The sequence below is a fragment of the Halosolutus halophilus genome, from assembly GCF_022869805.1.
Lineage (GTDB): Archaea > Halobacteriota > Halobacteria > Halobacteriales > Natrialbaceae > Halosolutus > Halosolutus halophilus.
Genome location: NZ_CP094974.1, coordinates 2,415,469 through 2,439,858, shown reverse-complemented (window position 1 = coordinate 2,439,858; position 24,390 = coordinate 2,415,469). Strand labels below are relative to the sequence as shown.

The following is a 24,390-nucleotide window of genomic DNA, read 5'->3' as shown; positions in this document are numbered from 1 at the left end:
ATCACCGAATCAGTTCAGCGAGACCCGATTGAGGAACGGGCCGCCGACGGAACTGATGGTATACGAGTCCTCGGCGACCGCCTCGTTCGCGGCCCGCAGGGTCTGTGCGTAGTCGATGAACACCCACGGCGCCTCCTCGTTGGCAAGTGCGCTCGCCTCCTGGTAGAGTTCCTGGCGAGTGGCCTCGTCGTAGGTGGACTGGGCCTCTCGGACCGTCTCCATGTACTCGGTGTTCGCCCACGCGGACACGTTGAGAGTGCTGTACCCCTCCGTGTCGAAGCTGACCCAGTCCTGACCGTCGGGAACTGCGTCCAGGTCGACCTTCGGGTCGAGTAAGACGTACAGGAAGTTGTCCGGATCGGCGTTGTCGGTGTACCAGCCGAGGAAACACGCGTCGTGGCGACCCTGATCGGTGTAGTCGAGGTACGAACTGAAGTCCGAGAACTGGTTGATCTCGACGCTCATCCCGATGTCCTCGAGGTCGGACTTGACCTGGTTGGCCGTTTCGACGGGACTGGGATTGTACCCGCGCGGGTTCGAGAACGTGGCGAGTTCGAAACTGAGATCGGTCGCGCCGGCCTCTTCCAGCAGCGACTCCGCCTCGTCCTTGTCCTGCGGGTACGGATCGAGGTCGCCGTTGTGCCCCATCACGTCCGGCGGAAGCGGTTGGCTGGACTGAGCGGCGAACCCTTCGTAGATGTCGTTGACGATCGCTTCGGTGTTGACCGCAAGGCTGACGGCCTTGCGAACGTTTTTGTCGCGGAATTCCTCGACGCGCGCCATGTTGAACGCCATGTAGCCGGTGTTGATGCCGTCCTTCGAGAGCAGACTCGCCGTGTCCGCGTCGTCGGCCTGCTGGGAGGACTGGGAGTCGAGGTTGTCGGTGATGTGGGAGTCACCGTTGACCACGTCCTGCACGCGCGTGGAGTTCTGACCGATGGTCTTGAACACGACCCCGTCGACGTTCGGCCCCTCGCCCCAGAAGTCGCCGTTGGCGGAGAGTCGGACGCGCTCGTTGCCGTTGTCGAGTTCTTCGAACTCGAATGCGCCGGTGCCCTTCGGATCGGTGCCGAGTTCCGTCTGGTCGTCCAGCGATTCGATCTGGGCCTTCGAGAGGATGGCCGCCGCGAACATCGCCAGATTACGCAGGAACGGCGCGTACTGCTGGGTCAGTTCGATCGAAAGCTCGTAATCTGACTCGACCTCGACGCTTTCGACCCAGTTACCGAACGTGAACGGACCGTACCCGGATCTCTCTTCACCCAGGTAGTACTCGTAGTCTTCGTCGATGAACCGGCGAATGGTCGCGCGGACGTCCTCCGCGGTGAAATCTTCGCCGCTGTGGAAGGTCACGCCCTCGCGGAGCGTGATCGACGCCGTCGTCCCGTCGAGGCCGTACTCCGTCGCCAGTCCGTCTATGAGCTGGCCGCCGCTGCCGGGCTCGAACTTGATGAGTTGGTCGAAAATCTGGTTCGTGACCTTCGCGACCTCGCCGCTGGTCGTCTGTTGCGGATCGTAGTTCTCCGGGTGGTCACCCCGAGCGTAGACCAGCGTGTCGCCACCACCGCCGCCGCTCAGCGAGTCGATACATCCTGCCGTCATCGTGGTTGCTACGGAGGCTCCCCCCGCTGCTTTCAAGAAGCTTCGCCGGTCGATATCGCGTGGCATGCCCCGTCGTTTGCTGTAGCGTAATTATAAATATACCGGAAAGGTAGACTCAGCCTATAAAACCGGCCCGTTAGTTGTTGTTGACGAGGTGACATGCCGCCTGATGCCGTCCCTCCCCCCGATCGGGTTCCTCGCGCTCGCACGGACTCTCGAATCGCTCGCGCAGTAGGTTCGACGCTGCGTCCCAGTCGCCGTCGACGACGTGCTCGCACGCCCGCCTGACGACGTCGCCGACCTCGCCCGTCGGTCGCTCCTCGAACTCTCGATCGAGCAGACTCTCGACGACGGCGTCCGACGATCCGCCGTCGGTAGCCGCGACGGTCGCCCGTTCGCCCTCGTCGGGAGCGGCCTCGCGAGCCACGTCGACCTGAATATCGCGGTTCTCGACGCGCTCGCGGAAGTCCATCGCCGCCCGGTAGCTCTCCTGGTCGGTCTGCAGGTCGGCCGGCGGGATGATCTTCGGACAGCGGGTGCGGAAGCTACACCCCGACGGAGGGTCGATCGGGCTTGGAACGTCCCCTTTGAGGATGATCCGCCCTTCGGTCTCGGCCAGCGGATCCGGTCGTGGGATCGACGACAGCAGTGCCTGCGTGTAGGGGTGTTGTGGATCCTCGAAGAGTTCGGTCGTCGTCGCGGCCTCGACGATCTTCCCCAGATACATGACCGCGACGCGGTCGCAGATGTGCCGGACGACGCTCAGATCGTGTGCGATGAACAGGTACGTCAGGCCGAACTCCTCTTGGAGATCCTCCAGGAGGTTCAGGATCTGTGCCTGGACGGACACGTCGAGCGCCGACACCGGTTCGTCGGCGACGATGAAGTCGGGATCCACCGCGAGTGCCCGTGCGATGCCGACGCGCTGTCGCTGGCCGCCGGAAAGTTCGTGGGGATAGCGATCGATCTGGTCCCCCGAGAGTCCGACGGCGTCGACGAGTTCGAAGACGCGTTCCCGTCGGATCCGGTTTCGCGACCAGGCGACCGACACGGATACCTCGACTTCCGCGTTCCGTTCCGTGACGGACGCCTCGAGTCCGGCCGGGAGGTCGACCTCGACCGTCCGATCGCCGTCGTCCGACTCCGCCCGACGCACCGTCACCGGAACGCGGGCGGTACCCGCCTCTGCGTCGACGATCACGTCCACGTCGTCGGCCAGGTGCACGGTCACGTTGCGGCCGGTTTCGTTCGTGACGTCGGCGACGGGTTCGACGTCCGGGTCGGACTCGGGGAGACCGTGTATCTTCAGCGGCTCGGTTATCGTCTGCCCGACGGTCATCCGCGGGTCCAGCGACGACAGCGGGTCCTGAAAGATCATCTGGAGGTCACGACGCTTCGCGCGGAGGTCGTCGCCGTCGAGCGCAGTCAGGTCGTCGCCGGAGAAGACGACGGTACCGTCGGTCGGTTCGAGCAATCGGAGGATTGACCGTCCCGTCGTCGATTTTCCGCAACCGGACTCGCCGACGAGCCCCAGGGTCTCGCCCTCGTAGATGTCGAACGAAACGTCGTCGACGGCTTTGACCGTCTGTGGCTCCGTCGCGAACCACTCGTCGAGCAAGTCGTCCGCCCGCGAAAAGTGCTTGCGGAGGCCGTCGACGTGCATCAGCGGCTCCCCGTCGAACGTCTTCGACTCGGCCGACACCTGCGGCGCGTCGGCCCCGTACTCGCTCTCGTCGAACGATTCGAGGACGCACTTGGCGGTGTGATCGACGTCGTCCGGCCCGTGCTGGAGGTTCGGTATCTCCCCGGCGGTGCACTCCTCCGTCGCCCACGGACACCGCGGGGCGAAGTGACACCCGTCGGGCATGTCGATGAGGTCCGGGACGTTCCCCTCGATGGGGTAGAGACGATCCGTGTCCTCCCTGGGAATCGACTCCAGTAGCGCGTACGTGTACGGGTGCGAGGGATTGTGGAAGATTTCCTCGACCGGCCCCTCCTCGACGATTTCCCCGGCGTACATGACGGCGACCCGATCGCAGGTCTCCGCGACGACGCCGAGGTCGTGCGTGATGAACAGCACGGACATGCCCAGATCCTCCTGTAACTCGTTGATGAGGTCGAGGATCTGGGCCTGGATGGTGACGTCGAGCGCGGTCGTCGGCTCGTCGGCGACGAGCAACTGGGGCCGGCACGCGAGCGCGATGGCGATGAGCACGCGCTGGCGCATTCCCCCGGAGAACTCGTGGGGATACTCTTCCAGGCGGGCCTCGGGTTCGGGGATGCCGACCGCGTCGAGTATCTCGACGATGTCGTCGATCACCTCGTCCGAGATGTCCCTGCCCGGGAACGCCTCACGGACCGCGTTGAGCCACGAATCCTTCCGCTTGCCACCGTACCGGTGCAACTGCAGGCTCTCGGCGACCTGTTCGCCGACGGTCATCGCGGGGTTGAGCGACGTCATCGGGTCCTGGAAGATCATGCTCATCTCCCCGCCCCGGATGTCGCGCATCACCGTTTCGGGTGCCTTCGCGAGATCGACGGCACCGTCGGTGACGAACTGGTTCGCGTACTCGGGGTACTTCTCGCCGAGACGATCGGCGAGGTCGGGATCCCGGAGCAACACCTCGCCGTCGACGACCTCACCCGGATCGTCGACGAGTTGCATCGCCGAGAGAGCGGTCACGCTCTTGCCCGACCCGCTCTCGCCCACCAGACCGACGGTCTCGCCCCGCTCGATGGTGAGGTCGATCCCATCGACCGCTTTTACCACGCCGCGTTCCGTGCGAAACTGCGTCCGAAGGTCGGAAATCGACAGGAGATCAGTCACTATATGGTGAGGTGTACTGACGGATTATAACTTTTCGTATGTCACAATTCACACACAACCGGCGGCCGTCCGCCGTGCCGGTTCCCGAGCAGAAGACTTTTTGTCGGTGGCTTCCCCGGCCGAGAGTATGGACGAGTTCGAGGACGCCGAAACGGTCGAAACCGTCGCGAACCGGGTCACGCCCGCGTGGGATCGGGTCGTCGAAGACATGGAGGTGACCGCCGACGCGTACCGGGAGGACGGCTGGGACGCGGTCGAGTGCCACCCCGGAGACGTTACCGCCGTCGGCGACCAGGACGTCCAACGCGACGACGCCCGTACCGGCGTCGACGTCCTCGTTCCCGACGACGAGTTCGAGCGCGCGGCCGCGGCCGTCGACGGGCCGGGCGAGTTCGACGAGGTCGACGTGTTCCGGGCCGAACGAAACGGCGTCGTCTTCTTCGTCGCCGCGCTGGAGAACGACGTCGCCGAAACCGCCATCCTCGTTCCCGGGTACTACGACGTCCGGAGTTCCCGGGCGTTCCTGGAGACGGTCGAACGCGAGGGGGAACTCCGCCTACACGTGCGGCCGCTCGACCAGCACCGGGTGCTCACGTTCGCGCAGGCCGATCCATCTCCGTTCGTTCCGACCGACCCCTGAGCGATACGCGCCGAACGGCCGGCACGCGTCACCGGTGGCCGGCGTGCGAGGCCGACCGAGACGGAAATTTCCTCGGTCGATAGCCGACGCAGTTTGAGATATGTTATCGTAGACAGAACAATTAAGTTACGGAGTGACTTACGGCTATTCATGGCCGCTCACGGCCGGTCCGCTTTGCGGGACCTGTTCGACGAGTCGCCCACGCCGCACATTGCCCACCCCCCTCGCACCCATCACCGTGACTTCTACGTCGCTACCGACGGGTCCTTCCGGGAGTCGGGCGGTGGGCTGGGCGCCGTCATCGAAACGCGCGACGGTACCCGTGTCGCTCGCGTCGCGACCACGGACACGCCGCCGGACAACAACGTGGCCGAGTACCGGGCACTCCACCTCGGACTCGACGTGCTCGCCGCCCGTGCACCGCGAGACGCCAGCGTCGGCGTCCTCGTCGACCACGACGCGCTCGCGAGCAACGTCAACAACGTCGTCCTCGCGGCGAGCCACCCGGATCGAAACCCGCCACAGCGGGTCTCGGTCCCCGCTGCGACGCGGAACCACTGGAGAGGCGTCCAGGCGCGGCTCAGCACCTTCGAGGAGGTCCGCGCCGCCCGGATCGACAGCGACCAGAATCCCGCACACCCGCTGGCGAACGCACCGACCCAGTACGAACACGTCAATCGCGAACCGGACCGCTGTGTCCTTCCCGAACCGCCGGAACCGACCGGTGTGACGGAGTTCCCGCCGCCGTCCCGCGCCGATCGGAACGGTGGCAACGGTGGCGGTCGGGCGTCCGATTAGCCGCGGGGCCGTCACCCGCGGACCGGTCTGACTCGACCGGAACCGCTATCGTTATTTCGTCGCTCCAGAGAGTCGTCCTCGATGAGTCTTCGCGTCGCCGTGGCCGCGCCGTTCGTCCAGAACGGTAGCCGACGCCTCCGGGAGAACGAGTTCGTCGTCGCGCTCTCGCTCGATCGGGACTGGTTCTCGCCCGACCAGGCACAGCGGCTGATCGACATCGCGACCCGGGAGTCGTTGCTCGACCGCGACGGCGACGACCTGGAACTCGCGTTCGACCCGGCGGCGGTGACGGTCCCCGACGACTTCGTCCCCGACGAGGACCTCCTGCAGGAACGATCGGCCTTCGAACGAGTCCTCGACGCGCTCGTCGCGGAGGGAATCGAGAAACAGGTGGCCGTCGGCGCGATCAACACCCTCCAGCAGGAACTCGGACTGACCATCGAGGCCGCCGCCGTCGTTTACGCACACCGCGAGGGGGTCGACGTGGACGACCTCGCCCCGATCGCCCGCTCGGCCCTGACCGAAGACGGTTAAGCACTCCCGCACCGATCGGTCGACATGGTCGAGGATCGAGTCACCGACGGCCGACGGATCGGGGAACTGCTCGCATCGGAACTCGACGGGCGCGACGACGGCGTCCTCGATCGGATCGCGGTCGTGAACGCCGATCGGGACGTCGAACCGACGGTCGACGGGGCGCGGGCCTACGACGTGGCCGTGACGAGAGTCGAAGACGAACCCGACACGGAGACCGAGGAGCGACTTGCACGCGTGTTCGTCCACGACGATCGGACACACCTCGAATTCGAGGCCGGCCAGGACGTCGCGGTCGAGGCGGCCGAGGCGGTCGACCTGCGCGTCAGGCCGAAGGCGACCGAACCGCCGAAGACGCTGGTGTTCGTCGAGAGCGGAGCGGCGGTCAAACGTGCGAGCGACGTCGTTCAGACGGTGACGCGATCGATCGACGGTCGCGAATAGCGTGGCCAGCGGACCCGATGGCGTCGCTGTGGGACCGAGAAAATTCCGGTCGATCGGGGCGCGCGATCGCAGGACGATCGGCCGGAACGGTCAGTCGGCGCCGTGAAGCGGCATGAAATCGCAGTTCGGACACCCGTTGTGCTTCGTCGTCCGGTAGTGCAGTGGCGCCCCGCATTCACTACAGTTGTAGTAATCTGCCGTCATCACCCGACCGGAGACCGGGGACGCGTATATGCGTTTCGTGGGCGGCGGTCACGAGCGGCTGGCGATCCCGGGGAACTGCTACCCCGCGTCCTCCATCGAGTCGAGAATTCGGGGCACGGCCGTCGCAACCTCGGCTTGCTCGACGTGACCGATCGCCCGCGGGTCGGACTCGGGACCGTTCGGTCGGAGCACCTGGATGACCGCCATGTCGGCGTTGGTCGCCCCGTAGACGTCCGCTTCGATCTCGTCGCCGACGTAGACCGCGTCCGCAGGATCGACGCCCAACTCCGCCGCGATCGCCTGGAACGCCCGCGGGTCCGGTTTGCCGGCCTCGAGTTCGCCGGTGACGAGCGCGGCGTCGAACGCGTCCTCCCAGTCCAGCGTCGATAGTTTGTCCCGCTGGGCGCGGACGGGACCGTTAGTCAGAAGCCCGACGCAATATGCCTCGCGAAGCCGATCGAGCATTCCCTCGACGCCGGGGAGCGGTTCGAGTGCCGACGCGATCGTCTCGCGGTAGGCGCGTGCGAGTTCCCCCGGATCGGCGTCGCTGTCCCGGTCGGCGAGGAGGTCCTCGAAAATGGGTTCCCTGGTCTCCCGGGTGAGGTTCCGGCGGTGAGCCGCGAGGTAGTCGTCCCGGGAGAGGTCGGGCGCGTCGGCGGCCTCGGTCGCCTCCGAGAGGATCGCGGCCCGATCCCGCTGCGGGACGGCGAGCGTGTAATCGAGGTCGAAGACGACCGCCCGTGGCATAGACGTTACGGGGGCCTCGAAGCGGTTGAAGCTATCCCTTCTGCACGACCGGGCAACAGTGACGCCGTGAGCGACCGCGAACCGCGCGACCGTCCACGGATCCGGTCGATCAGTCGTCGATCGGTTGTGGCGTCGGCGCGGATACGCGCTCGAGTTTCGGAACGACGACGGACTCGATCCGATCCGAGTACTGCATGAGCGTCGTCCCGAGGAGGCTCATGAACAGCACGTAGCCGACGGCGAAGGCGTAAATCTCCTCCGCTGTGCCCTGTGCGAGTCCGGCCCCCGCCCCGGCGAGCGCGACACTCGCGATGATCAGCGAGAACTCGCCGCGAACGGTCATTCCGAGTCCGACCCGAACCGATCGGCGCTCGTCGAGGTCGTAGATCCGGCCGCCGAGGTAGCCGCTTACCAGTTTCGTCGGGGTCGTCACCGCGACGGCGGCCACGATGAGTCCTGCGACGCCGGGGAACAGCGACGGATCGGTCACGAGGCCGATCCAGAAGAAGAAGATCGCGGCGAAGGTGTCACGGAGCGGCTCGAGCAGGTTCTCGAGGTCGTGGACGTGCTCCGTCGCGGAGAAGGCCATGCCGACGAAGAACGCGGCCACGGCCTCGCTGACGCCGATCGAGAGTGCAGCGCCCGAGATGAGCACCGTGATCCCGAGCACTCGCAGGGTCGTGAACTCGTGCGAATCGGTCTCGAGCGCGCGCTGGAACCACTCGGTCCCGAGGTAGACCAGCAGGAGCAGGACGAGGATGAACCCGATCGCGACTCCGATCTGGCCGACGGCCTCGACGACGTCGCCGCCGCCGAAGACGAGCGCCGTCGCGATCGACAGGTACACCGCGATAAAGAGGTCCTCGTAGACGAGCGTCCCCAGCATCGGTTCCGCCTCGTCGTTCGCGATCCAGCCGAGGTCGATCAGCGACTTCGTGATGATCGCACTCGAGGAGATGTAGACGATCCCCCCGGTGAGGAACGCGGGCAGGAACGAGCCGAAGATCGCCCAGCCGAGAACGAACCCGAGTCCGAAGTTGATCCCGAGGTCCCAGGTTCCGGCCTTTCCGATCCGGTCTCTGGCGGCGATCAGTCGATCGAGGTTGAACTCCAGTCCGAGGAAGAAGAGCAGGAGGACGATCCCGATCTCCGCACCGAGGTAGATGAACTCGGTCTCGAGGAGCGCGAGTTCGGAGCCGTGCGGAACGAGTTCCGTACCCAGAAGCGCCGGGAAGTCGAGCCGTCCGAGCACGTACTCGCCAAGCACCATCCCGACGAGGATGTAGAAGGGAATCACGGACTGGTTGATCCGCTGTGCGACGAGGCCCGCGATCGCCACGGCGGCGAACAGGACGCCGAGGTCGATCAGTGCGGTCGATTCAGCTGCCACTGGGTCTCACCTCCGACGTTGCCAGCATCGGTTGTTCAGGCCCTGTGATCGTCGCCGAGTAACGCCTCGAACTCGAGGCAATCCTCGCGGTCGCCGATGACGACGAGCGTGTCGCCGACCTCGAGTACCGTCTCCGGCGTCGGCGGCGAGATCAGCTCGTCCCCGCGCTGAATGGCGACGATGGAGACGCCCGTACGCTCGCGCACCCGCGCTTTGGCGAGACTCTGTCCGGCGATTTCGGCGTTCTCGGTGACGCCGTACCACTCGAGGTAGGTCTCGTCGGAGAGCATCGTCTCCACTTGCTCGGTCTGGACCGGCTGGAAGTACGCCCCCTCGAGGATCGTGCCGATCTTGCGGGCGAGCCGATCGGACGCCTCGAACAGTTTGTCGCCGTCGGCGTCCGCGCTCGCCTTCATGTAGACCTCCCGTTTCCCCGTATTGTGGGTCACGATGACGAGACGACTGCCGTCGTCGAGTTCGACCTCGAATTTCTTCCCGACGCCGGGGAGGTCGCTCTCGTAAATGGTCATACACGAATGAGCGGACTGTGCGATAATAAAGGACGTGACACTGGTGAGTGGGGCGACAGGATCGGTGGCGGTGATCACCCGGGTAGGGATCGGTCGGCGACTACTCGGCCAGTCCCTCGATCAGGAACTCCGCGGACGCGAGGTTCGTCGCCAGCGCGGTGTCGTGGACGTCGCAGATCCGCAACAGCGCCGAGATGTCCGGTTCGTGCGGCTGGGCCCGTAGCGGATCGCGCAGGAAGACGATCCCGTCGAGCAGATCGGCCGCGACTTCCGCCCCGATCTGGAGGTCTCCGCCGAGCGGTCCCGACTCCTTGCGTTCGATGTCGAGGTCCGTCGCTTCTATCAGTCGCTGCCCGGTCGTGCCGGTCGCGAGCAGGTCGTATTCCCGCAACTGCGCTTCGTGATTCAGCGCGAACTCGATCAGATCCGGTTTCTTCTCGTCGTGAGCGATGAGCGCAACGCGCGTCATACCGAGCGGTTGGCCGCCGCGAAAATAATGCTAGCCCAACGCCGAGTGAGCCGTCCCCTCAAAACTCCTCCACGTGCGGCCGGAGATCGAGTTCGAGCGTCCACGCCGATCGATCCTGCGTGACGAGGTGCCAGTACGAATCCGCGATCGCGTCCGGATCGAGGAACTCCGCCCCCTCACGATCGGGTTGTGACTCCCGGACTGCCGGGGGTTCGATCTGGCCGTCGATCACGACGTGGGCGACGTGAACCCCGTCGGGGCCGAGCTCGCGGGCCAACGATTCGGCCATCCCCCGGACTGCGAACTTGGCCGCGCTGAAACCGAGCGCGCCGCCGCGACCGCGAACCGCCGAGGTCGCGCCGGTGAAGACGACGGTGCCACCGTCCTCGGCGAGCATGTCGTCGACGGCCTCCCGTGTGCACAGCAGGGCGCCGTACGCGGAGACGCGCCACGCTCGTTCGAACTCGTCCGGGGAAACGTCCCGAACTCCCTTCCACGATCCGCCGCTCGCGTGATTGACGAGGATATCGACGGGGCCGAACGCGTCGCGAACTTCCCGAAAGCCCGCCTCGACCGCTTCCGGATCCGTGATGTCCGTCGGCACGGCGACCGCGTCGTCACCGAGGTCGGTCGCAAGCTCCTCGAGGTAGTCCGTCGAGCGGGCAAACAGGCCGACTCGACAGCCCTCGTCGACGAATTTGCGGGCGAGCGATTCTCCGAGTCCGGGACCGACGCCGGCGATCACAGCTGTGTGCGCCATGGAATGAGAAACGATCACGTTCCTCAAAACGTTGTTCGGGGGACGACGATCCGTCGACGGAACGCTCGGAGACGGCTCCACCGCCACCGTCAGCCGTTACCGATTCGCTCTCGGACGGGGCGACGGACTCGGCCCCGGACCGATCGTGACGGCGACCCAGGGCCCCGGCTGCCGGTGTCGCGTCCCGAGAGTCGTCGTCTGGGCCGACCCCGTTCGGATCGATTCTCTTCCCGACGCGTCTGACCGATCAGACGGAAGCGTTTTTCCTGCAGGGTCGTACGGTCCATCCGATGACAGCTCTCGGCGCCCATCACGTCGGTATCACCGTCAACGATCTCGAAGCGACCCTGCCGTTCTACCGGGACGTCCTCGGACTCGACGTCACCGACAGGTTCAGCGTCGACGGCGAGGCGTTCGCCGACGCCGTCGGCGTCGACGGAGCGAGTGCCCGGTTCGTTCACCTCGCTGCCGACGGGGTGCGACTCGAACTCGTCGAGTACGAACCGGTAGCGCGCGAATCACCGGCCGCCGGGCTCAACCAACCGGGCGCGACACACGTCGGCTTCGAGGTCGACGACCTCGACGAGTTCTACGACGACCTCCCCGACGACGTTCCGACGATCAGCGAGCCGCGAACCACCGGGACCGGCACCTCGATCCTGTTCCTCCGCGATCCCGAGGACAACCTGGTCGAAGTGCTCGAGGCCTGAGCGGCGATCGGATTGCTGACACACGCGAGGTCGATCGTGCTGATACGCGGGATCGTCGCCCTTACCGGCACGCGAGCGTCGATCGAACCTGTTCGACCTCGCACTCACACTCCGAGCAGACCTGTTTTTCGGCGGCGATGTAGACGACGGCGCAGGTCGAGCAATGGAAGAGGTTCCCGACGGAGCGTGCGGACGAATCCGTCGGCTCCGATCCCTCATCCCGTCGGTCGGCGTCCGCCGTACTCGCGGCCCCGTCAGTTTCCGGGGAGAGCGTCGATCGAACGCGATCCCGGAGCCGACCGAGTCGTGTAAACGACGTCATCTGCCGTTGTAGTTGCATACCGTGATCGTCGACAATGGTCACGAAGTAGGTACTGTCTAAAGAATTTGGAGTTAGAGAGTGATTCACTCACAGGAATCGGTCGCTTCGAGTGACGACCGATCCGGCAGGTGTCAGACCGTATGGCAACCTTTTCGACCGTCGGGCGGCCACTCGCGTCCATGAACTTCTTCGATCGACTGCACGACCGGATCCACACGGTCGACAGCGTCGTGAGCGTCGGACTCGACCCGGATCCGTCGCGCATCCCGGACCACCTGCGAGAGTACGATCTTCCCCGGTGGGCGTTCAACCGTCGGATCATCGACGCGACCCACGACCACGCTGCGGTGTACAAACCCAACGCGGCCTTCTACGAGGATCCGGACGGCTGGCGCGCCCTCGAGGAGACGATCGCGTACGCCCACGGGAAGGACGTCCCCGTCCTCCTGGACGCCAAACGGGCCGACATCGGGAACACGACCCGCCAGTACGCCCAGATGCTCGAGACGGTCGACGCCATCACGGTCAACCCGTACATGGGCCGGGACTCCCTGCAGCCGTTCCTGGCGGACGAGGAGTCCGGCGTGTTCGTCCTCTGTCGCACCTCCAATCCGGGTGGCGAAGACCTGCAGGACCTCGAACTCGCGAGCGGCGAAGCCGTCTACGAACGGGTCGCCGCGCTGGCTGACCTGTGGAACGAGAACGACAACGTGGGCCTCGTCGTCGGCGCGACGACCCCCGACGAGCTCGAGGCGATCCGTGAACGGGTTCCCGACCTGCCCTTCCTCGTCCCCGGCGTCGGCGCACAGGGTGGCGACGCCGAAGCGGCGGTCGAGTACGGTCTGGCCGACGGTATCGGCCTCGTCAACTCCTCGCGGGGGATCATCTTCGCGGGCGAAGACGAGGGCGAGGGGTTCGCCGCGGCGAGCGGCCAGGCGGCGAAACGGTTGAAACGACGCCTGAACCAGTACCGCGAGTGACTACTCCCACGACTGCAGTCGTGGGCTTTCTCCTCGAATTTGTGTAACCGTCGCGAACGACGGATCGATCACGCCTCGTTTTCGGGATTCGAACAGTCGAGCCCGACGACTCGCCCCGCGATCCGATCGCCGACGAGTCGGCCGACGATCTCGACCTCGACGGGATCGGTCGGCGGTCGTTCTTCGAGCAGGTCCAGCCCCTCGACGACGGCGATGTCGAGCGGGCTGGCGTCGTGGGGATGCGTGGCGACGAGCCGATCGTCACGCTCCTCGAGGACGAGACAGAACGTCTCGCCGACGGCCAGCGACTCGCCGAGCAAATCCCGGATCGACGTCACGGGAGGGCCCCCTCGTGACTGTTCACTCGCGGAGCCACGGCTCAGAACCGGTGTACGTCGACGTCCTCGTTCTGATCGGGCTGGGCCTGTGCGGCACAGTCGGCACACAGCCCCTTCCCTTGCTCGTAGTGGGCCTCACAGACGAGAGTCCCGCAGTTGCGACACCGCTGTTCGGCGGGGCGGGATTCGCAGATCTGACAGAGCCCGCTGATACTCATAGCATCGGCTACGGTCTCGAGAGGCTTGAAAGCGGGCCCGGCATTCCGATCCCGGTGGCGACGACGAATTCCGGTGGCGACGGCGAACTCCGGTGGCGACGAATTCCGGATCGAGACGTCCGATCGAGCGTGCGGTGACCGACGGTGGCTTCGATCGCGGTCCCGTCTCACGACCCACTATCTTGCCATATGTTACCATCGCACGAGAAGGCTTTTGCCATGTGAGCGACTACCGGGCGATATGAGCCGTGACCGGGCTCTCCTCGAGCGAGCCCTGGACCGTGGCGAACAGGACGGTGGCAACGTCGAGTTCAAGGAACGCCTTTTACGGGACGTCCACCTCGAGGGTGGACGACGGGAGAGTCTGGCTGCCCAGTTGCGACACCGGCTCCTGTCCGGAGACGGCGAGGCGACGTACGTCGTCGGGGTGACGGACGACGGCGGCCTCGCCGGCATCGATCCCGACGACTTCTCCGAGTCGATGGACGTGCTCTCGCTCCTCGCGGAGGAAGCCGACGCACACATCGACGACGTGCAGACGTGGGGCGTGAAAGACGGACTGGTCGGCGTCGCGACGATCCACGACGGGGCCGTCCTCGAGACCGACGACGAACACGTCGTCGTCGGGACGGCCGGCCACGTCGATCACGGGAAGAGTACGCTGGTGGGCTCGCTCGTCACCGGAAAGGCGGACGACGGCGACGGGGCCACGCGCACGTATCTCGACGTCCAGCCTCACGAGGTCGAGCGCGGCCTCTCGGCGGACCTCTCCTACGCCGTCTACGGCTTCGACGACGACGGTCCCGTTCGCGTCCGAAACCCGAACCGCAAGGCCGATCGGGCCGAAGTGGTCGAGGAGGCCGATCGCCTCGTGTCGTTCGTCGACACCGTCGGTCACGAGCCGTGGCTCCGGACGACGATCCGCGGCCTCGTCGGGCAGAAACTCGATTACGGACTGCTGGTCGTCGCCGCCGACGACGGTCCCACACGGACGACGCGGGAACACCTCGGCGTCCTGCTGGCGACCGATCTGCCGACGATCGTCGCGATCACGAAGACCGACGTCGTCGACGACGAGCGCGTCCAGGAGGTCGAGCGAGAGGTCGAACGCCTCCTCCGAGAGGTCGACAAGTCGCCGCTACGAGTCGCACGCCACGGCGTCGACGCCGCCGTCGAAGAGGTCAACGAACGGGTCGTCCCGATCGTCGCGACCAGCGCCATCACGAAGGACGGCCTCGACATCCTGGACGAACTGTTCGATCGACTCCCCAAGACGTCCCGGGACACCGGCGAGTTCCGGATGTACGTCGATCGAAGCTACTCGGTCACCGGCGTCGGGGCGGTCGCCTCGGGGACCGTCATGTCGGGCGAGGTCGAGGCCGGCGACGAACTCCTCATCGGCCCGATGCCGGACGGCCGCTTCCAGGACGTCGAGGTCCGATCGATCGAGATGCACTATCACCAGGTCGACAGGGCGCAAGCGGGCCGGATCGTCGGCATCGCCCTCAAGGGGATCAAGGAGAGCGCCGTCGAGCGCGGCATGGTGTTGCTCCCGGCAGACGCCGACCCGGAGCCGATCCGGGAGTTCGAGGCCGAAGTCATGGTGCTCAACCATCCCACCCGGATCGGCGACGGCTACGAACCAGTCGTCCACCTCGAGACGATCGGCGAAGCGGCGGCCTTCTATCCCGAAGACGGCCGCCTGCTGCCGGGTGATACGGGCAAGGCCACCGTCCGGTTCAAATTCCGGCCGTATCTCGTCGAGGAAGGCCAGAAGTTCGTCTTCCGCGAGGGCCGTAGCAAGGGCGTCGGGACCGTGACCGGCGTCACTCCCGTCGACTGATCCATCCTCCCGACGTTTCGATCCGCCGTTCTCTCCGTTCGCTACGGTATCCCTGCGATCGACGCGTCACCGACATCGACAGCTCCCGCGCCCGCGTTCAAATTCGCGGCTGGTCGTCGTCCGGTATCGAGAGCGTCCCCACTCCGACGGGGTGGACACCGGTGATCGTCCCGCCGAGGGTGACGGCGTCGGGGTGCATGAACAGGATCGCGTCGTCTGGCATCGAAACGTCCGTCCGGATCCGGCGCTCGAGGAACGCCTCGGACTCGACGGCGACGTCGTCGCCGATCAGCCGCCGCTCCATCTCGCGGCGGACGTTCGGACTCGTGTAGAACTCACACGCCGTCGGGTCGGTTCGCTCACGCACCCCTTCGAAGAGGCGCTGACAGACGTCGATCGGCCCGTCGCCGTCGACGGTCACGATCGCGGCTCCGTCGGCGGGCCCCGCTCGCACGTGTTCGACGATCTCCTGGAAGTTGATCGCGCGATCGGTCATCGACTCCCGCCTCTCATTACGTGGCCAAAAATCGGCCGATCGGCGCTCACCACGGCGGCGTCGCGAGGTCGGCGAGCGTTTCGAGCGTGTAGTCCGGCGTCGGATCGGGAGTCCCGGTCGACCGGTTTTCGAACGGGACCCACACCGATCGGAGCCCGGCGGCCCGCGCACCGGCGACGTCCGACGAGAGGGAGTTTCCGACGTGGACCGCCCGACCGGGCGTCGATTCGAGCGCGTCCAGCGCGGTCGTGAACGGCTCGGCGGCCGGTTTCGCCGGCGTATCGTACCCTGCGTAGACGACCGTCTCGAACGAGTCCGCCAGGCCGATCGCCTCGAGTTTGGTCCGTTGCATCTCGGGTGCGCCGTTGGTGACGAGCCCCAGTCGGTACCGATCGGACAGGGCCTCGACGGCCTCGCGCGCACCGGGAAGGGGATCGACGGCTTCCTGGTCGCGGACGGCGGCGAACTCGTCGGCGACGACCCGACCGGTCTCGCGGTCGTGGCCGGCGTCAACTGCGAGTTCCGCGAAGCACCGCCGGCGAAGATCGTCGGCGTCCGTGCTCTCGGCGAGATAGTCACTGTACAGATCGTGGTACTCCTCGACTGCCCACAGCCGGGCAACGCCGGCGCGGTCGAACGCCCGCGTGAGAACGTCCGCACCCGACCGCCGATACGTACAGAGCGTGTCGTCGAGATCGAAACAGATCGCGTCGACGTCCCCGGTCACGGTCGGGGACTCGCGCGGAAGGGACAAAAAACCATCCCGCCGGGACGGGGACGAGCGGGGCCGATCGCGGATCTGAAGACCGGTGGAAACCGCACCGTTAGAGGTCGAACGAGTCGGCGAGCAGTTCCTCGTCGGTCTCGCCGTGGGCGTAGGTCGGGCCGCCGAGGACGTCGATCGTCACCGTCGCGGGCGCGAACAGGTCCGCGGGGACCTCCGAGAAGTCCCAGTCGAGTTCGTCGAAGATGTCGCCGAACGGGCGGCCGTGGTCGTCGGCGACCGTCGACGGGGCGTCGGCGAAGAAATCCGCGTCCTCGCGAACCGTCAGGTGGGCCGTCCCGCCGTACGCGATCGCGTCGTTCGTGCGGGCGATCGCCGTCTGTTCGTCTTCCGCAACCGGTGCGACCGGCGCACGCCCCGTCGCGGAGACGATATCGAGGGGATCGTACCCGAGTTCGGAGAGTCGGAAGGTGGCGAGTTCGGCCGCACGCGCGGCGTTCGTGATCGAGCCGACGAGGCTCGCAGTCCGGTAGGCCAGCAGGAACACGCTACTGGGCTCGACTTCCGCGAGGTCGGCGACCTGTTCGGCGGCGGATTCGGGCGGCAATTCGTCGGTTTCGATCGCGAGTGCGGTCAGGTCGAACGCGTCCGTGTAGCCGATCCGGCGAAACTCCTCCTCCTCGGCGACCAGCGCCCGGGCCGGACCGCTTCCGAGTCCCTCGAAGTCCGTCGTCGTCAGCTCCCAGCCCGCCTTCTGGGAGCACAGCAGCGACAGCGCCGGCTGGTCGGTCGTCAACTCGACGAACGGGATCGGCGTGCCGGCGATCTCGCCGAGGGCGTGGCTCGGCGTCGCCATCCCCGCCGTCTGGATCTCGGTCAGCAGGAGCCCCGCCTCGACGCCGCCGTCGAACTCGACCCCGAAGTCGAGCACCGTCGCCTCGTTCTCGAGATCGTACCCCCCGACGTTCAACTCCTCGGCGTACTCGAGGGCTTCGTCGACCAGTTCGATCGCCATCCGATTGAGACTCTCCATGTCACAGCCTTCAGCCGCCGTCCTAAAACAGTTTGTCAGTTCGTCGTGGTTCGACGACCGTCCGTCCAGTCGGCCGATCGGCCGCCGTCGACGTTCCGACCGGTCCGCCGCGGGCCCGCCGTCGATCGCTACGCGGTGACCTCGTATCCCGCGTCCTCGATCGTCGTGGCGATCGTCTCCTCGTCGACGGCCTCCTCGTCGTGTTCGACGCGCACCTGGTCGGCTTCGTGGTTCGCTGTAACCGACGAGATCCCCTCGAGCGCTTCGAGCGCCTCGGTGACGTTCTGTTCGCAGCCATCACAGGCCATACCGGTGACGTCGAGTGTGGTCTGGTCCATGGGCGCGAGTATTCACTGGGCTGAGTTGAGCGTTCCGTTCTCGGAAAACGGTCCAGTCTCGGTGGAGCCCGGGCATCGTCGACCCGACAACCGCCCGTCCGACGCTACTCGGTGCTGGTCGGCCGGCGACCGAGTTCCTCGGCGACGGCGTCGACTTTGTCCTGGGCGGACGTCTCACGCGATCGTTTGTCGTCGATCTTGAGCACGGTGCTCACCCGATCACCGTCGACGGCGTCGTGGGCGGCCTGCGCGGCCGCGAACAGTTCGTCCGTGTTGTCGGCCTCGATCACGGTTCCCATCGGATTCGTCTCGTACTCCACGTCGTACTCCTCGAGCGCCGCGACGGCCTTCGCGACCTCTCCTGCCATGCTGTCCTCGATCACCGGTGCGACGCTCAACAGTGCAACGACCGTCATACCCGTTCGTGACGATCGCAGGGGTCGTAAATCCGCTCCCTGCCAGCTATCGGGTATCTGGTTATCGGATCCGGCCGCGGCTACTCGTCGATCGACCCGCGAAAACAGAACCGCTCGGAGTTAGCGCCGCGTCTGTGACGGCGGATAGATGATGACGTCACCGTTCGCGTAGACAAACACCTCGTGTTCGAGGGCCGTGAACGCCACGTGACCACCGGATCGTTCGGTACCGTCGGCTTTCTTGCTGAAGATCCGGTCCAGGGCGTCCGGATCGACGCTGTCGTAGAGCGAGAATTCCCCCTGCGAGACGTCGGTCTCGGCGATCGACGCGAGCGCGTGGACGATCGTCGCGGTGATCGTCGCACTGCCGTCGCTGTCGTGATGGAAGACGTAACGGCCGTTAGTCTGATCGTACTGGTATTCGTCTGCGTCGTCGTCGTGTGTCAGTTCTGTTCGCATAGGAGGAAATGCCGTTCAATCGTCGATTGCATTGTAGTAACTCGGAGTATAAAAGCCAATCGCAGTCCGATATATTTTAACAGGCGTGAATTAATAGGCGCCAGAACACACTATCTCTCGAAATAGTCTCGATATCCGTTCTGTATCTGTCGTTATTTTGTTACGACTACTACGTCGAATCGGGAGGAAATCGAACAGTACTTTGTTCTCGCACGTCAACGGGGCTCGAAGCCGTCACGGCGTTATGATCGGGTCTGTTCTTCCAGTTTCTCACGGAGTTCGTCCGCCAGTTCCTCGTCGATCTCGCCGAATCGATCGAGAAGTTCCGTCTCGGCGTCGTCGGCGAGTTGTTCCTCGACTTCGGCCGGGATCTGGTCCTCGATCTCGTCCGCGACCGCCGCTTCGGCCTCCTGTGCCGCTTCTTCGTCAAGGATCCGCTCGTAGGCGGTCACGTTCTCCCACACTCGCAGGAAGTAGCCGAGGACCAACCCGCCCTGAAACGCGGCGATGCGACCATCCATTCCCACGAACAGGAGATAAGTCACCGATGCCGGCGAGTTCCAACTCGAGTTCGACCCGACTCGCGGCAGCGGATCGATATCCGACGACTCGTGATCGGGCTGATCGGCGGACGGATCGACGTCGCCCCAAATCCTGGGCCGCCGCGGGACCGTTTTTGCGCTGCTGCTCGACATCAGACGAGCATGACATCCGTACCCGCCCCTGTTCACTCGCACGACCGAACCGCACGAGATGGTGCGTCGTCGATTCCCTCCCTGGCGACGCGACCGCGTGTACGTCGAGAACCGACTTCCCGAGGAGTTCGAGTTCGTCGCCGTCGAGACGGCGCCTTGGGAGCAGGCGAAGTAGTCAGTCCCTACGATCGCCGTACCCGTTCCGGATCGCCGTTTCGAGACCTCTCGGCTGAGATCGCAGTCCTCAGTCGGCAACGAGTCCCGTGTCGGTTCGGCGAACGCGCTGCGACACCTGCCGGCAGACGTTCGCCGAATTGAATCCGGAGAAGCGGTGGCTGAGATTTGGACCACGTCCGATTCAAATCGAGAACGAGTTCGCCGAACACGGATACTCGCGTTGCTATGCAACGCTCGAGATGTTGTGTTCGGAGAAGTGCGCTGGCTGGGATTTGAACCCAGGTTGTGACCATGGCAAGGTCACGTGATACCACTACACTACCAGCGCCCTGTTGCACTTACACCTAATCCGGGATGGATGTATAAGGGTTGCGAATCGTATCAGGCGTGGGTGTCGACGGCGTACCAAAGGTCGCCCGTCGACCGATCGGAGCGTCATTTGCGTGCGCGTTCGCGAGCCCCATCCGATCGGCCACACACGTCACCGCAATCGACGTATTCTCTTGAGAACCTGTATCTCACGAATTCAACCCTGTGAACGGCTCACAGCCGGGATCGAATCCGCTATCCTTTTACGACCCTGTCGGCAACACATCGCTACAGTCTAGTGACGCGGCGCCGAAGCGTCACGGCATGACCGTCAGCGTACTCGTGCCGTCGTCGCTCACCCGGGAGGCCGAGGACAAACGCGAGGCGACTCGCAAACTCGGATACGTCGCCCGCGCGGCGACCATCTTCCGGGCCGATCGCCTGATCATCTTCCCCGATCGGGAGGGCGAAACCGGGCGGTTCGACGGCGGGTTCGTAAGCACAGTGTTGCGGTACGCCGCGACGCCCCCGTACCTCCGCAACGAGGTTTGGGGGATGCGGGACGAACTGGAGTACGCGGGCGTACTGCCGCCGCTCCGCGCCACGTCACAGACCGGCTCCGAATCAGACGGTTCGGGGTCGTCAAGACAAGGGATCGTGACCGAGGTCGGACCTGAAGGGCGCGTCCGGGTCAATTGCGGCTTGCAACACCCGATCTCCCTCAACACGCCTCCGAAAATGGAGGTCGACGAGGGGGAGCGCGTGACCGTCAGGATCTCTTCGCGACGACCGGTCCGGGCGAAACTCGTCGACGAGCCCCTCCCGGGGCTGTCGGTCGAGCGGACGGACCTTTCGACAGCACTCGGCCGTGAGGACGCCGGCGTTCGCATCGCGTCGTCCCGGTACGGTGAGCACCTCACCGTGGGACGGCTCGCGACGCTGGCCGGACGGGTCGAACGGGACGGGATGACCGTCGCGTTCGGCGCGCCCGAGAGAGGGCTGCCGGACATCCTCGGAATCGAGGCATCCGCCGTCGCTGCTGCACACGACGCAGGGGCCGACGGGGATGACGGAGTCGAACCCACAGCCGATCCGGGGTTCGACCTCTGGCTGAACACGGTTCCGGATCAGGGAAGCGAGGTCGTGCGAACGGAGGAGGCTCTGTTCGCGACCCTCGCTCCCCTCTCACTGAGAGAGTGATAGAATGCCACAATCAAACGCACCACGCAAAGGCTCACTCGGGTTCGGCCCACGAAAGCGTGCGACCAGCGAGGTCCCGCGCTTCAACTCGTGGCCGGACGACGACGGACAGCCGACGCTCCAGGGTTTCGCGGGCTACAAAGCCGGCATGACCCACGTCGTCATGGTCGACGACCAAGCGAATTCGCCGACCGAGGGGATGGAACAGACCGTCCCCGTGACGATCGTGGAGACGCCGCCGATGCGCGCGGTCGCTCTGCGAGCGTACGAAGACACCCCGTACGGCAAGAAGCCGGTCACCGAGGTCTGGACCGACGAGTTCGTTGCCGAACTCGATCGCGTCCTCGACCTCCCCGGTGACGACTACGACACCGACGCAGCCGCGGACGAACTCCGCGGCCTCCTCGAGGAGGGGCGCGTCGACGACGTGCGAGTCATCACGCACACGGTTCCCGGGGACGTTCCCTCGGTACCCAAGAAGAAGCCGGACGTGATGGAAACGCGCGTTGGCGGCGGCTCCGTCGAGGAGCGCGTCGACTACGCCCTCGAACTGCTCGAGGACGGCGGCGGCGAACACGTCATGAACGACGTGTTCCGCGCCGGCGAGTACGTCGACGCGAGCGGCGTCACGAAAGGGAAAGGAACCCAGGGTCCCGTCAAGCGCTGGGGCGTCCAGAAACGCAAGGGCAAACACGCCCGGCAAGGCTGGCGCCGCCGCATCGGGAACCTCGGTCCCTGGAATCCGTCCCGCGTCCGGTCGACGGTCCCGCAGCAGGGCCAGACCGGCTACCACCAGCGGACGGAACTGAACAAGCGCCTCGTCGACATCGGCGACGGGGCTGACGCGACGGTCGACGGCGGCTTCGTCAACTACGGCGAAGTCGACGGACCGCACGCGCTGATCAAGGGCTCGCTCCCCGGGCCGGAACAGCGTCTCGTACGCTTCCGCCCGGCGATCCGACCCGGAGACCAGCCGCGCCTCGATCCCGAGGTGCGTTACGTCTCCACCGCATCCAACCAGGGCTAAACTAGCAAACTATGGACGCAACAGTACGAGACCTGGACGGTTCGGACGCGGGGCAGGTCGAGCTCCCGGCGGTCTTCGAGACCCAGTACCGCCCGGACCTGATCGCCCGCGCGGTCCGTGTCGCCCAGGCAAACCGGAAACAGGACTACGGCGCCGACGAGTTCGCCGGCATGCGAACGCCGGCGGAATCGTTCGGCAGCGGCCGGGGGATGGCCCACGTCCCGCGACAGGACGGACGCGGTCGTCGCGTTCCCCAGACGGTCAAGGGACGCAAGGCCCACCCGCCGAAAGCCGAGAAGGACTGGACTGAATCGATCAACACGAAAGAGAAGAAACTGGCCGTCCGCAGCGCGATCGCTGCGACGACCGACGCCGACCTCGTCGCCGAGCGCGGCCACGAGTTCGACGACGACGCCGACATTCCGGTCGTCGTCTCCGACGAGTTCGAGGACCTCGAGAAGACGAAAGAGGTCGTCGAGTTCCTCGAGGCCGCCGGCCTCGACGCGGACATCGAACGCGCCGACGAGGGTCGGGGCGTCCGATCGGGTCGCGGAAAGACCCGCGGACGCAAGTACAAGGAGCCGTCGTCGATCCTGTTCGTGACCTCGAGCGAGACCGGCCCGTCCCGTGCGGCCCGGAATCTCGCCGGCGCGGACGTCGCGACGGCCGCGGAGGTCAACGCGGAGGATCTGGCACCGGGCGCACAGCCCGGTCGCCTGACCGTCTGGACCGAGAGCGCGCTCGAGGAGGTGGCGGACCGATGAGTTCGATCATCGAACACCCGCTGGTCACGGAGAAGGCGATGAACGACATGGACTTCGAGAACAAGCTCCAGTTCGTCGTCAACCCGGACGCGACCAAGCCGGAGATCCGTGACGAGGTCGAAGCTCGCTTCGACATCACGGTCGACAACGTCAACACGCAAGTGACCATGAACGGCAAGAAGAAAGCAACCGTCAAACTGTCCGCGGACGACGACGCCCAGGAAGTCGCCTCGAGAATCGGGGTGTTCTGACGATGGGACGACGCATCCTCGGACAACGACGTGGACGCGGGACGCCGACGTTCCGTGCTCCGTCGCACCGCTACAAGGCGAAGCTCGACCACAAGAAGGAAGAAGACGACGACGTGGTCCGCGGGACGATCGTGGACATCGAACACGACCCAGCCCGATCGGCTCCCGTCGCGGCCGTCGAATTCGAGGACGGCGATCAGCGCCTCGTCCTCGCTCCCGAAGGAGTCACCGTCGGCGAGGAGATCCAGGTCGGCGTCTCGGCGGAGATCAAGCCCGGCAACACGCTTCCGCTCGCGGAGATTCCGGAAGGGGTGCCGGTCTGTAACGTCGAAGCGAACCCGGGAGACGGCGGCAAGTTCGCCCGCTCCTCGGGTGTCAACGCGGACCTGATCACCCACGACCGCAACGCGGCGGTCGTCCAGCTGCCGAGCGGCGAGGTCAAGCGCCTCGATCCGCAGTGCCGAGCCACCATCGGCGTCGTCGCCGGTGGGGGCCGCACGGAGAAGCCGATGGTCAAGGCAGGGAACAAGTACCACAAGATGAAAGCCCGGGGCACGAAGTGGCCCCGCGTCCGCGGTGTCGCGATGAACGCCGTCGACCACCCGTTCGGTGGTGGCGGCCGACAGCACCCCGGCAAGCCCAAGTCCATCTCGCGGGACGCCCCGCCGGGACGGAAAGTGGGTGACATCTCCTCGCGCCGTACCGGTCGAGGTGGAGACAAATGAGCCAGGAGTACAGAACCGGTCGCGAAGGTGAGTTCACCTACCGCGGCCACACGCTCGAGGAGCTGCAGAACATGGAGCTCGACGAGGTTGCGGAACTGCTACCCGCTCGCAAGCGGCGAAGTATCGAACGCGGACTCTCCGTCGAGAAGCAGAAGCTTCTCGAGGAGGCCCGCGAGAAAGACGAGGAAGAGACGACGAACGCGCCGATCCGGACGCACCTGCGCGACATGCCGGTGGTACCGGAGTTCGTCGGGCTGACCTTCGAGGTCTACAACGGACAGTCCTTCGAACGCGTCCGCGTCGAACCCGAGATGATCGGACACTATCTCGGCGAGTTCCAGCTAACCCGAACGTCCGTCGAACACGGACAGGCCGGTATCGGCGCGACTCGTTCCTCGAAGTTCGTCCCACTGAAGTGAT

Annotated in this window: 30 protein-coding genes and 1 tRNA gene; 13 read left to right on the top strand and 18 right to left on the bottom strand. The window is 65.6% G+C overall.

What is annotated here, in order from left to right; all coding sequences use genetic code 11:
* Nucleotides 1-9: 9 nt before the first annotated feature.
* A complete protein-coding gene (locus MUG98_RS12040) occupies nucleotides 10-1,668 on the bottom strand; it encodes an ABC transporter substrate-binding protein (RefSeq protein WP_265112349.1) in 1,659 nt (552 codons plus the stop codon).
* A gap of 70 nt (nucleotides 1,669-1,738) precedes the next feature.
* The gene (locus tag MUG98_RS12035; RefSeq protein WP_265112348.1) at nucleotides 1,739-4,429 is read right to left on the bottom strand and encodes an ABC transporter ATP-binding protein; all 2,691 of its coding nucleotides are present in this window, start codon (nucleotides 4,427-4,429) and stop codon (nucleotides 1,739-1,741) included.
* A gap of 127 nt (nucleotides 4,430-4,556) precedes the next feature.
* Here MUG98_RS12035 and MUG98_RS12030 point away from each other — a divergent pair, with 127 nt between their 5' ends.
* From MUG98_RS12030 to MUG98_RS12015, 4 genes are all read left to right on the top strand, one after another.
* Nucleotides 4,557-5,069, top strand: coding sequence for a DUF7529 family protein (locus MUG98_RS12030; protein WP_265112347.1), 513 nt, complete (start codon nucleotides 4,557-4,559; stop codon nucleotides 5,067-5,069).
* Between the two features lie 150 nt (nucleotides 5,070-5,219).
* On the top strand, nucleotides 5,220-5,867 hold the full coding sequence (locus MUG98_RS12025) for a ribonuclease H family protein (RefSeq protein WP_265112346.1): 648 nt from the start codon (nucleotides 5,220-5,222) through the stop codon (nucleotides 5,865-5,867).
* Nucleotides 5,868-5,948: 81 nt separating this feature from the next.
* Nucleotides 5,949-6,401, top strand: a complete 453-nt coding sequence (locus MUG98_RS12020; protein WP_265112345.1) for a DUF2240 family protein — start codon at nucleotides 5,949-5,951, stop codon at nucleotides 6,399-6,401.
* 24 nt (nucleotides 6,402-6,425) lie between these two features.
* Nucleotides 6,426-6,845, top strand: a complete 420-nt coding sequence (locus MUG98_RS12015) for a DUF7993 family protein (protein WP_265112344.1) — start codon at nucleotides 6,426-6,428, stop codon at nucleotides 6,843-6,845.
* 282 nt (nucleotides 6,846-7,127) lie between these two features.
* On the opposite strand, the gene MUG98_RS12010 is transcribed toward MUG98_RS12015, so the two are convergent.
* From MUG98_RS12010 to MUG98_RS11990, 5 genes are all read right to left on the bottom strand, one after another.
* The gene (locus MUG98_RS12010) at nucleotides 7,128-7,796 is read right to left on the bottom strand and encodes an HAD family hydrolase (protein WP_265112343.1); all 669 of its coding nucleotides are present in this window, start codon (nucleotides 7,794-7,796) and stop codon (nucleotides 7,128-7,130) included.
* Nucleotides 7,797-7,905: 109 nt separating this feature from the next.
* The gene (locus MUG98_RS12005) at nucleotides 7,906-9,186 is read right to left on the bottom strand and encodes a cation:proton antiporter (RefSeq protein WP_265112342.1); all 1,281 of its coding nucleotides are present in this window, start codon (nucleotides 9,184-9,186) and stop codon (nucleotides 7,906-7,908) included.
* 35 nt (nucleotides 9,187-9,221) lie between these two features.
* The gene (locus tag MUG98_RS12000; RefSeq protein ID WP_265112341.1) at nucleotides 9,222-9,716 is read right to left on the bottom strand and encodes a cation:proton antiporter regulatory subunit; all 495 of its coding nucleotides are present in this window, start codon (nucleotides 9,714-9,716) and stop codon (nucleotides 9,222-9,224) included.
* A 100-nt stretch (nucleotides 9,717-9,816) separates the two neighbouring features.
* Nucleotides 9,817-10,185 (bottom strand): methylglyoxal synthase, encoded by a 369-nt coding sequence (locus tag MUG98_RS11995; protein ID WP_265112340.1) that lies wholly within the window; start codon nucleotides 10,183-10,185, stop codon nucleotides 9,817-9,819.
* Nucleotides 10,186-10,243: 58 nt separating this feature from the next.
* On the bottom strand, nucleotides 10,244-10,945 hold the full coding sequence (locus MUG98_RS11990; RefSeq protein ID WP_265112339.1) for an SDR family NAD(P)-dependent oxidoreductase: 702 nt from the start codon (nucleotides 10,943-10,945) through the stop codon (nucleotides 10,244-10,246).
* A gap of 290 nt (nucleotides 10,946-11,235) precedes the next feature.
* On the opposite strand from MUG98_RS11990, the gene MUG98_RS11985 reads away from it, so the two are divergent.
* Entirely contained in the window at nucleotides 11,236-11,655 is a 420-nt protein-coding gene (locus tag MUG98_RS11985) for a VOC family protein (RefSeq protein ID WP_265112338.1), read from the top strand.
* 61 nt (nucleotides 11,656-11,716) lie between these two features.
* On the opposite strand, the gene MUG98_RS11980 is transcribed toward MUG98_RS11985, so the two are convergent.
* Nucleotides 11,717-11,995: a hypothetical protein gene (locus tag MUG98_RS11980; RefSeq protein WP_265112337.1), complete on the bottom strand. Its 279-nt coding sequence runs from the start codon at nucleotides 11,993-11,995 to the stop codon at nucleotides 11,717-11,719.
* 161 nt (nucleotides 11,996-12,156) lie between these two features.
* On the opposite strand from MUG98_RS11980, the gene pyrF reads away from it, so the two are divergent.
* On the top strand, nucleotides 12,157-12,957 hold the full coding sequence (gene pyrF / locus MUG98_RS11975) for an orotidine-5'-phosphate decarboxylase (protein ID WP_265112336.1): 801 nt from the start codon (nucleotides 12,157-12,159) through the stop codon (nucleotides 12,955-12,957).
* A 68-nt stretch (nucleotides 12,958-13,025) separates the two neighbouring features.
* Here pyrF and MUG98_RS11970 read toward each other — a convergent pair whose 3' ends face one another.
* Nucleotides 13,026-13,295, bottom strand: a complete 270-nt coding sequence (locus tag MUG98_RS11970) for a hypothetical protein (protein WP_265112335.1) — start codon at nucleotides 13,293-13,295, stop codon at nucleotides 13,026-13,028.
* A gap of 41 nt (nucleotides 13,296-13,336) precedes the next feature.
* Nucleotides 13,337-13,513 carry a hypothetical protein gene (locus MUG98_RS11965; RefSeq protein WP_265112334.1) on the bottom strand — a complete coding sequence of 59 codons (177 nt, stop codon included), beginning with the start codon at nucleotides 13,511-13,513 and terminating at the stop codon, nucleotides 13,337-13,339.
* Nucleotides 13,514-13,754: 241 nt separating this feature from the next.
* Here MUG98_RS11965 and MUG98_RS11960 point away from each other — a divergent pair, with 241 nt between their 5' ends.
* On the top strand, nucleotides 13,755-15,356 hold the full coding sequence (locus MUG98_RS11960) for a GTPBP1 family GTP-binding protein (RefSeq protein ID WP_265112333.1): 1,602 nt from the start codon (nucleotides 13,755-13,757) through the stop codon (nucleotides 15,354-15,356).
* Between the two features lie 97 nt (nucleotides 15,357-15,453).
* On the opposite strand, the gene MUG98_RS11955 is transcribed toward MUG98_RS11960, so the two are convergent.
* The 8 genes from MUG98_RS11955 to MUG98_RS11920 all read right to left on the bottom strand — a co-directional run bounded on the left by MUG98_RS11955 (nucleotide 15,454) and on the right by MUG98_RS11920 (nucleotide 20,022).
* Nucleotides 15,454-15,852 (bottom strand): hypothetical protein, encoded by a 399-nt coding sequence (locus MUG98_RS11955; RefSeq protein WP_265112332.1) that lies wholly within the window; start codon nucleotides 15,850-15,852, stop codon nucleotides 15,454-15,456.
* A 46-nt stretch (nucleotides 15,853-15,898) separates the two neighbouring features.
* Complete coding sequence (locus tag MUG98_RS11950; protein WP_265112331.1) at nucleotides 15,899-16,579, bottom strand: HAD family hydrolase; 681 nt, start codon at nucleotides 16,577-16,579, stop codon at nucleotides 15,899-15,901.
* A 97-nt stretch (nucleotides 16,580-16,676) separates the two neighbouring features.
* Nucleotides 16,677-17,609 (bottom strand): methenyltetrahydromethanopterin cyclohydrolase, encoded by a 933-nt coding sequence (mch, locus tag MUG98_RS11945; RefSeq protein ID WP_265112330.1) that lies wholly within the window; start codon nucleotides 17,607-17,609, stop codon nucleotides 16,677-16,679.
* 128 nt (nucleotides 17,610-17,737) lie between these two features.
* Nucleotides 17,738-17,947 carry a heavy-metal-associated domain-containing protein gene (locus MUG98_RS11940; RefSeq protein ID WP_265112329.1) on the bottom strand — a complete coding sequence of 70 codons (210 nt, stop codon included), beginning with the start codon at nucleotides 17,945-17,947 and terminating at the stop codon, nucleotides 17,738-17,740.
* Between the two features lie 104 nt (nucleotides 17,948-18,051).
* A complete protein-coding gene (locus tag MUG98_RS11935) occupies nucleotides 18,052-18,363 on the bottom strand; it encodes an MTH1187 family thiamine-binding protein (RefSeq protein ID WP_265112328.1) in 312 nt (103 codons plus the stop codon).
* A gap of 120 nt (nucleotides 18,364-18,483) precedes the next feature.
* On the bottom strand, nucleotides 18,484-18,822 hold the full coding sequence (locus MUG98_RS11930; RefSeq protein ID WP_265112327.1) for a HalOD1 output domain-containing protein: 339 nt from the start codon (nucleotides 18,820-18,822) through the stop codon (nucleotides 18,484-18,486).
* Nucleotides 18,823-19,064: 242 nt separating this feature from the next.
* The gene (locus MUG98_RS11925) at nucleotides 19,065-19,367 is read right to left on the bottom strand and encodes a hypothetical protein (protein WP_265112326.1); all 303 of its coding nucleotides are present in this window, start codon (nucleotides 19,365-19,367) and stop codon (nucleotides 19,065-19,067) included.
* Between the two features lie 584 nt (nucleotides 19,368-19,951).
* Nucleotides 19,952-20,022 (bottom strand) — tRNA-Gly (locus tag MUG98_RS11920).
* Nucleotides 20,023-20,327: 305 nt separating this feature from the next.
* Between MUG98_RS11920 and MUG98_RS11915 the strand changes: the two genes are divergently transcribed.
* From MUG98_RS11915 to MUG98_RS11890, 6 genes are read left to right on the top strand one after another with little or no spacing between them, the layout of a single operon-like run.
* Nucleotides 20,328-21,203 carry an RNA methyltransferase gene (locus MUG98_RS11915; RefSeq protein WP_265112325.1) on the top strand — a complete coding sequence of 292 codons (876 nt, stop codon included), beginning with the start codon at nucleotides 20,328-20,330 and terminating at the stop codon, nucleotides 21,201-21,203.
* Between the two features lie 4 nt (nucleotides 21,204-21,207).
* Complete coding sequence (locus MUG98_RS11910) at nucleotides 21,208-22,230, top strand: 50S ribosomal protein L3 (protein WP_265112324.1); 1,023 nt, start codon at nucleotides 21,208-21,210, stop codon at nucleotides 22,228-22,230.
* 11 nt (nucleotides 22,231-22,241) lie between these two features.
* On the top strand, nucleotides 22,242-22,994 hold the full coding sequence (gene rpl4p, locus MUG98_RS11905) for a 50S ribosomal protein L4 (RefSeq protein ID WP_265112323.1): 753 nt from the start codon (nucleotides 22,242-22,244) through the stop codon (nucleotides 22,992-22,994).
* On the top strand, nucleotides 22,991-23,245 hold the full coding sequence (locus MUG98_RS11900; RefSeq protein WP_265112322.1) for a 50S ribosomal protein L23: 255 nt from the start codon (nucleotides 22,991-22,993) through the stop codon (nucleotides 23,243-23,245). The genes rpl4p and MUG98_RS11900 overlap by 4 nt, the downstream gene beginning before the upstream one ends.
* Before the next feature lie 2 nt (nucleotides 23,246-23,247).
* Nucleotides 23,248-23,970: a 50S ribosomal protein L2 gene (locus tag MUG98_RS11895; RefSeq protein WP_265112321.1), complete on the top strand. Its 723-nt coding sequence runs from the start codon at nucleotides 23,248-23,250 to the stop codon at nucleotides 23,968-23,970.
* On the top strand, nucleotides 23,967-24,389 hold the full coding sequence (locus tag MUG98_RS11890) for a 30S ribosomal protein S19 (protein ID WP_265112320.1): 423 nt from the start codon (nucleotides 23,967-23,969) through the stop codon (nucleotides 24,387-24,389). The genes MUG98_RS11895 and MUG98_RS11890 overlap by 4 nt, the downstream gene beginning before the upstream one ends.
* Nucleotide 24,390 lies beyond the last annotated feature (1 nt).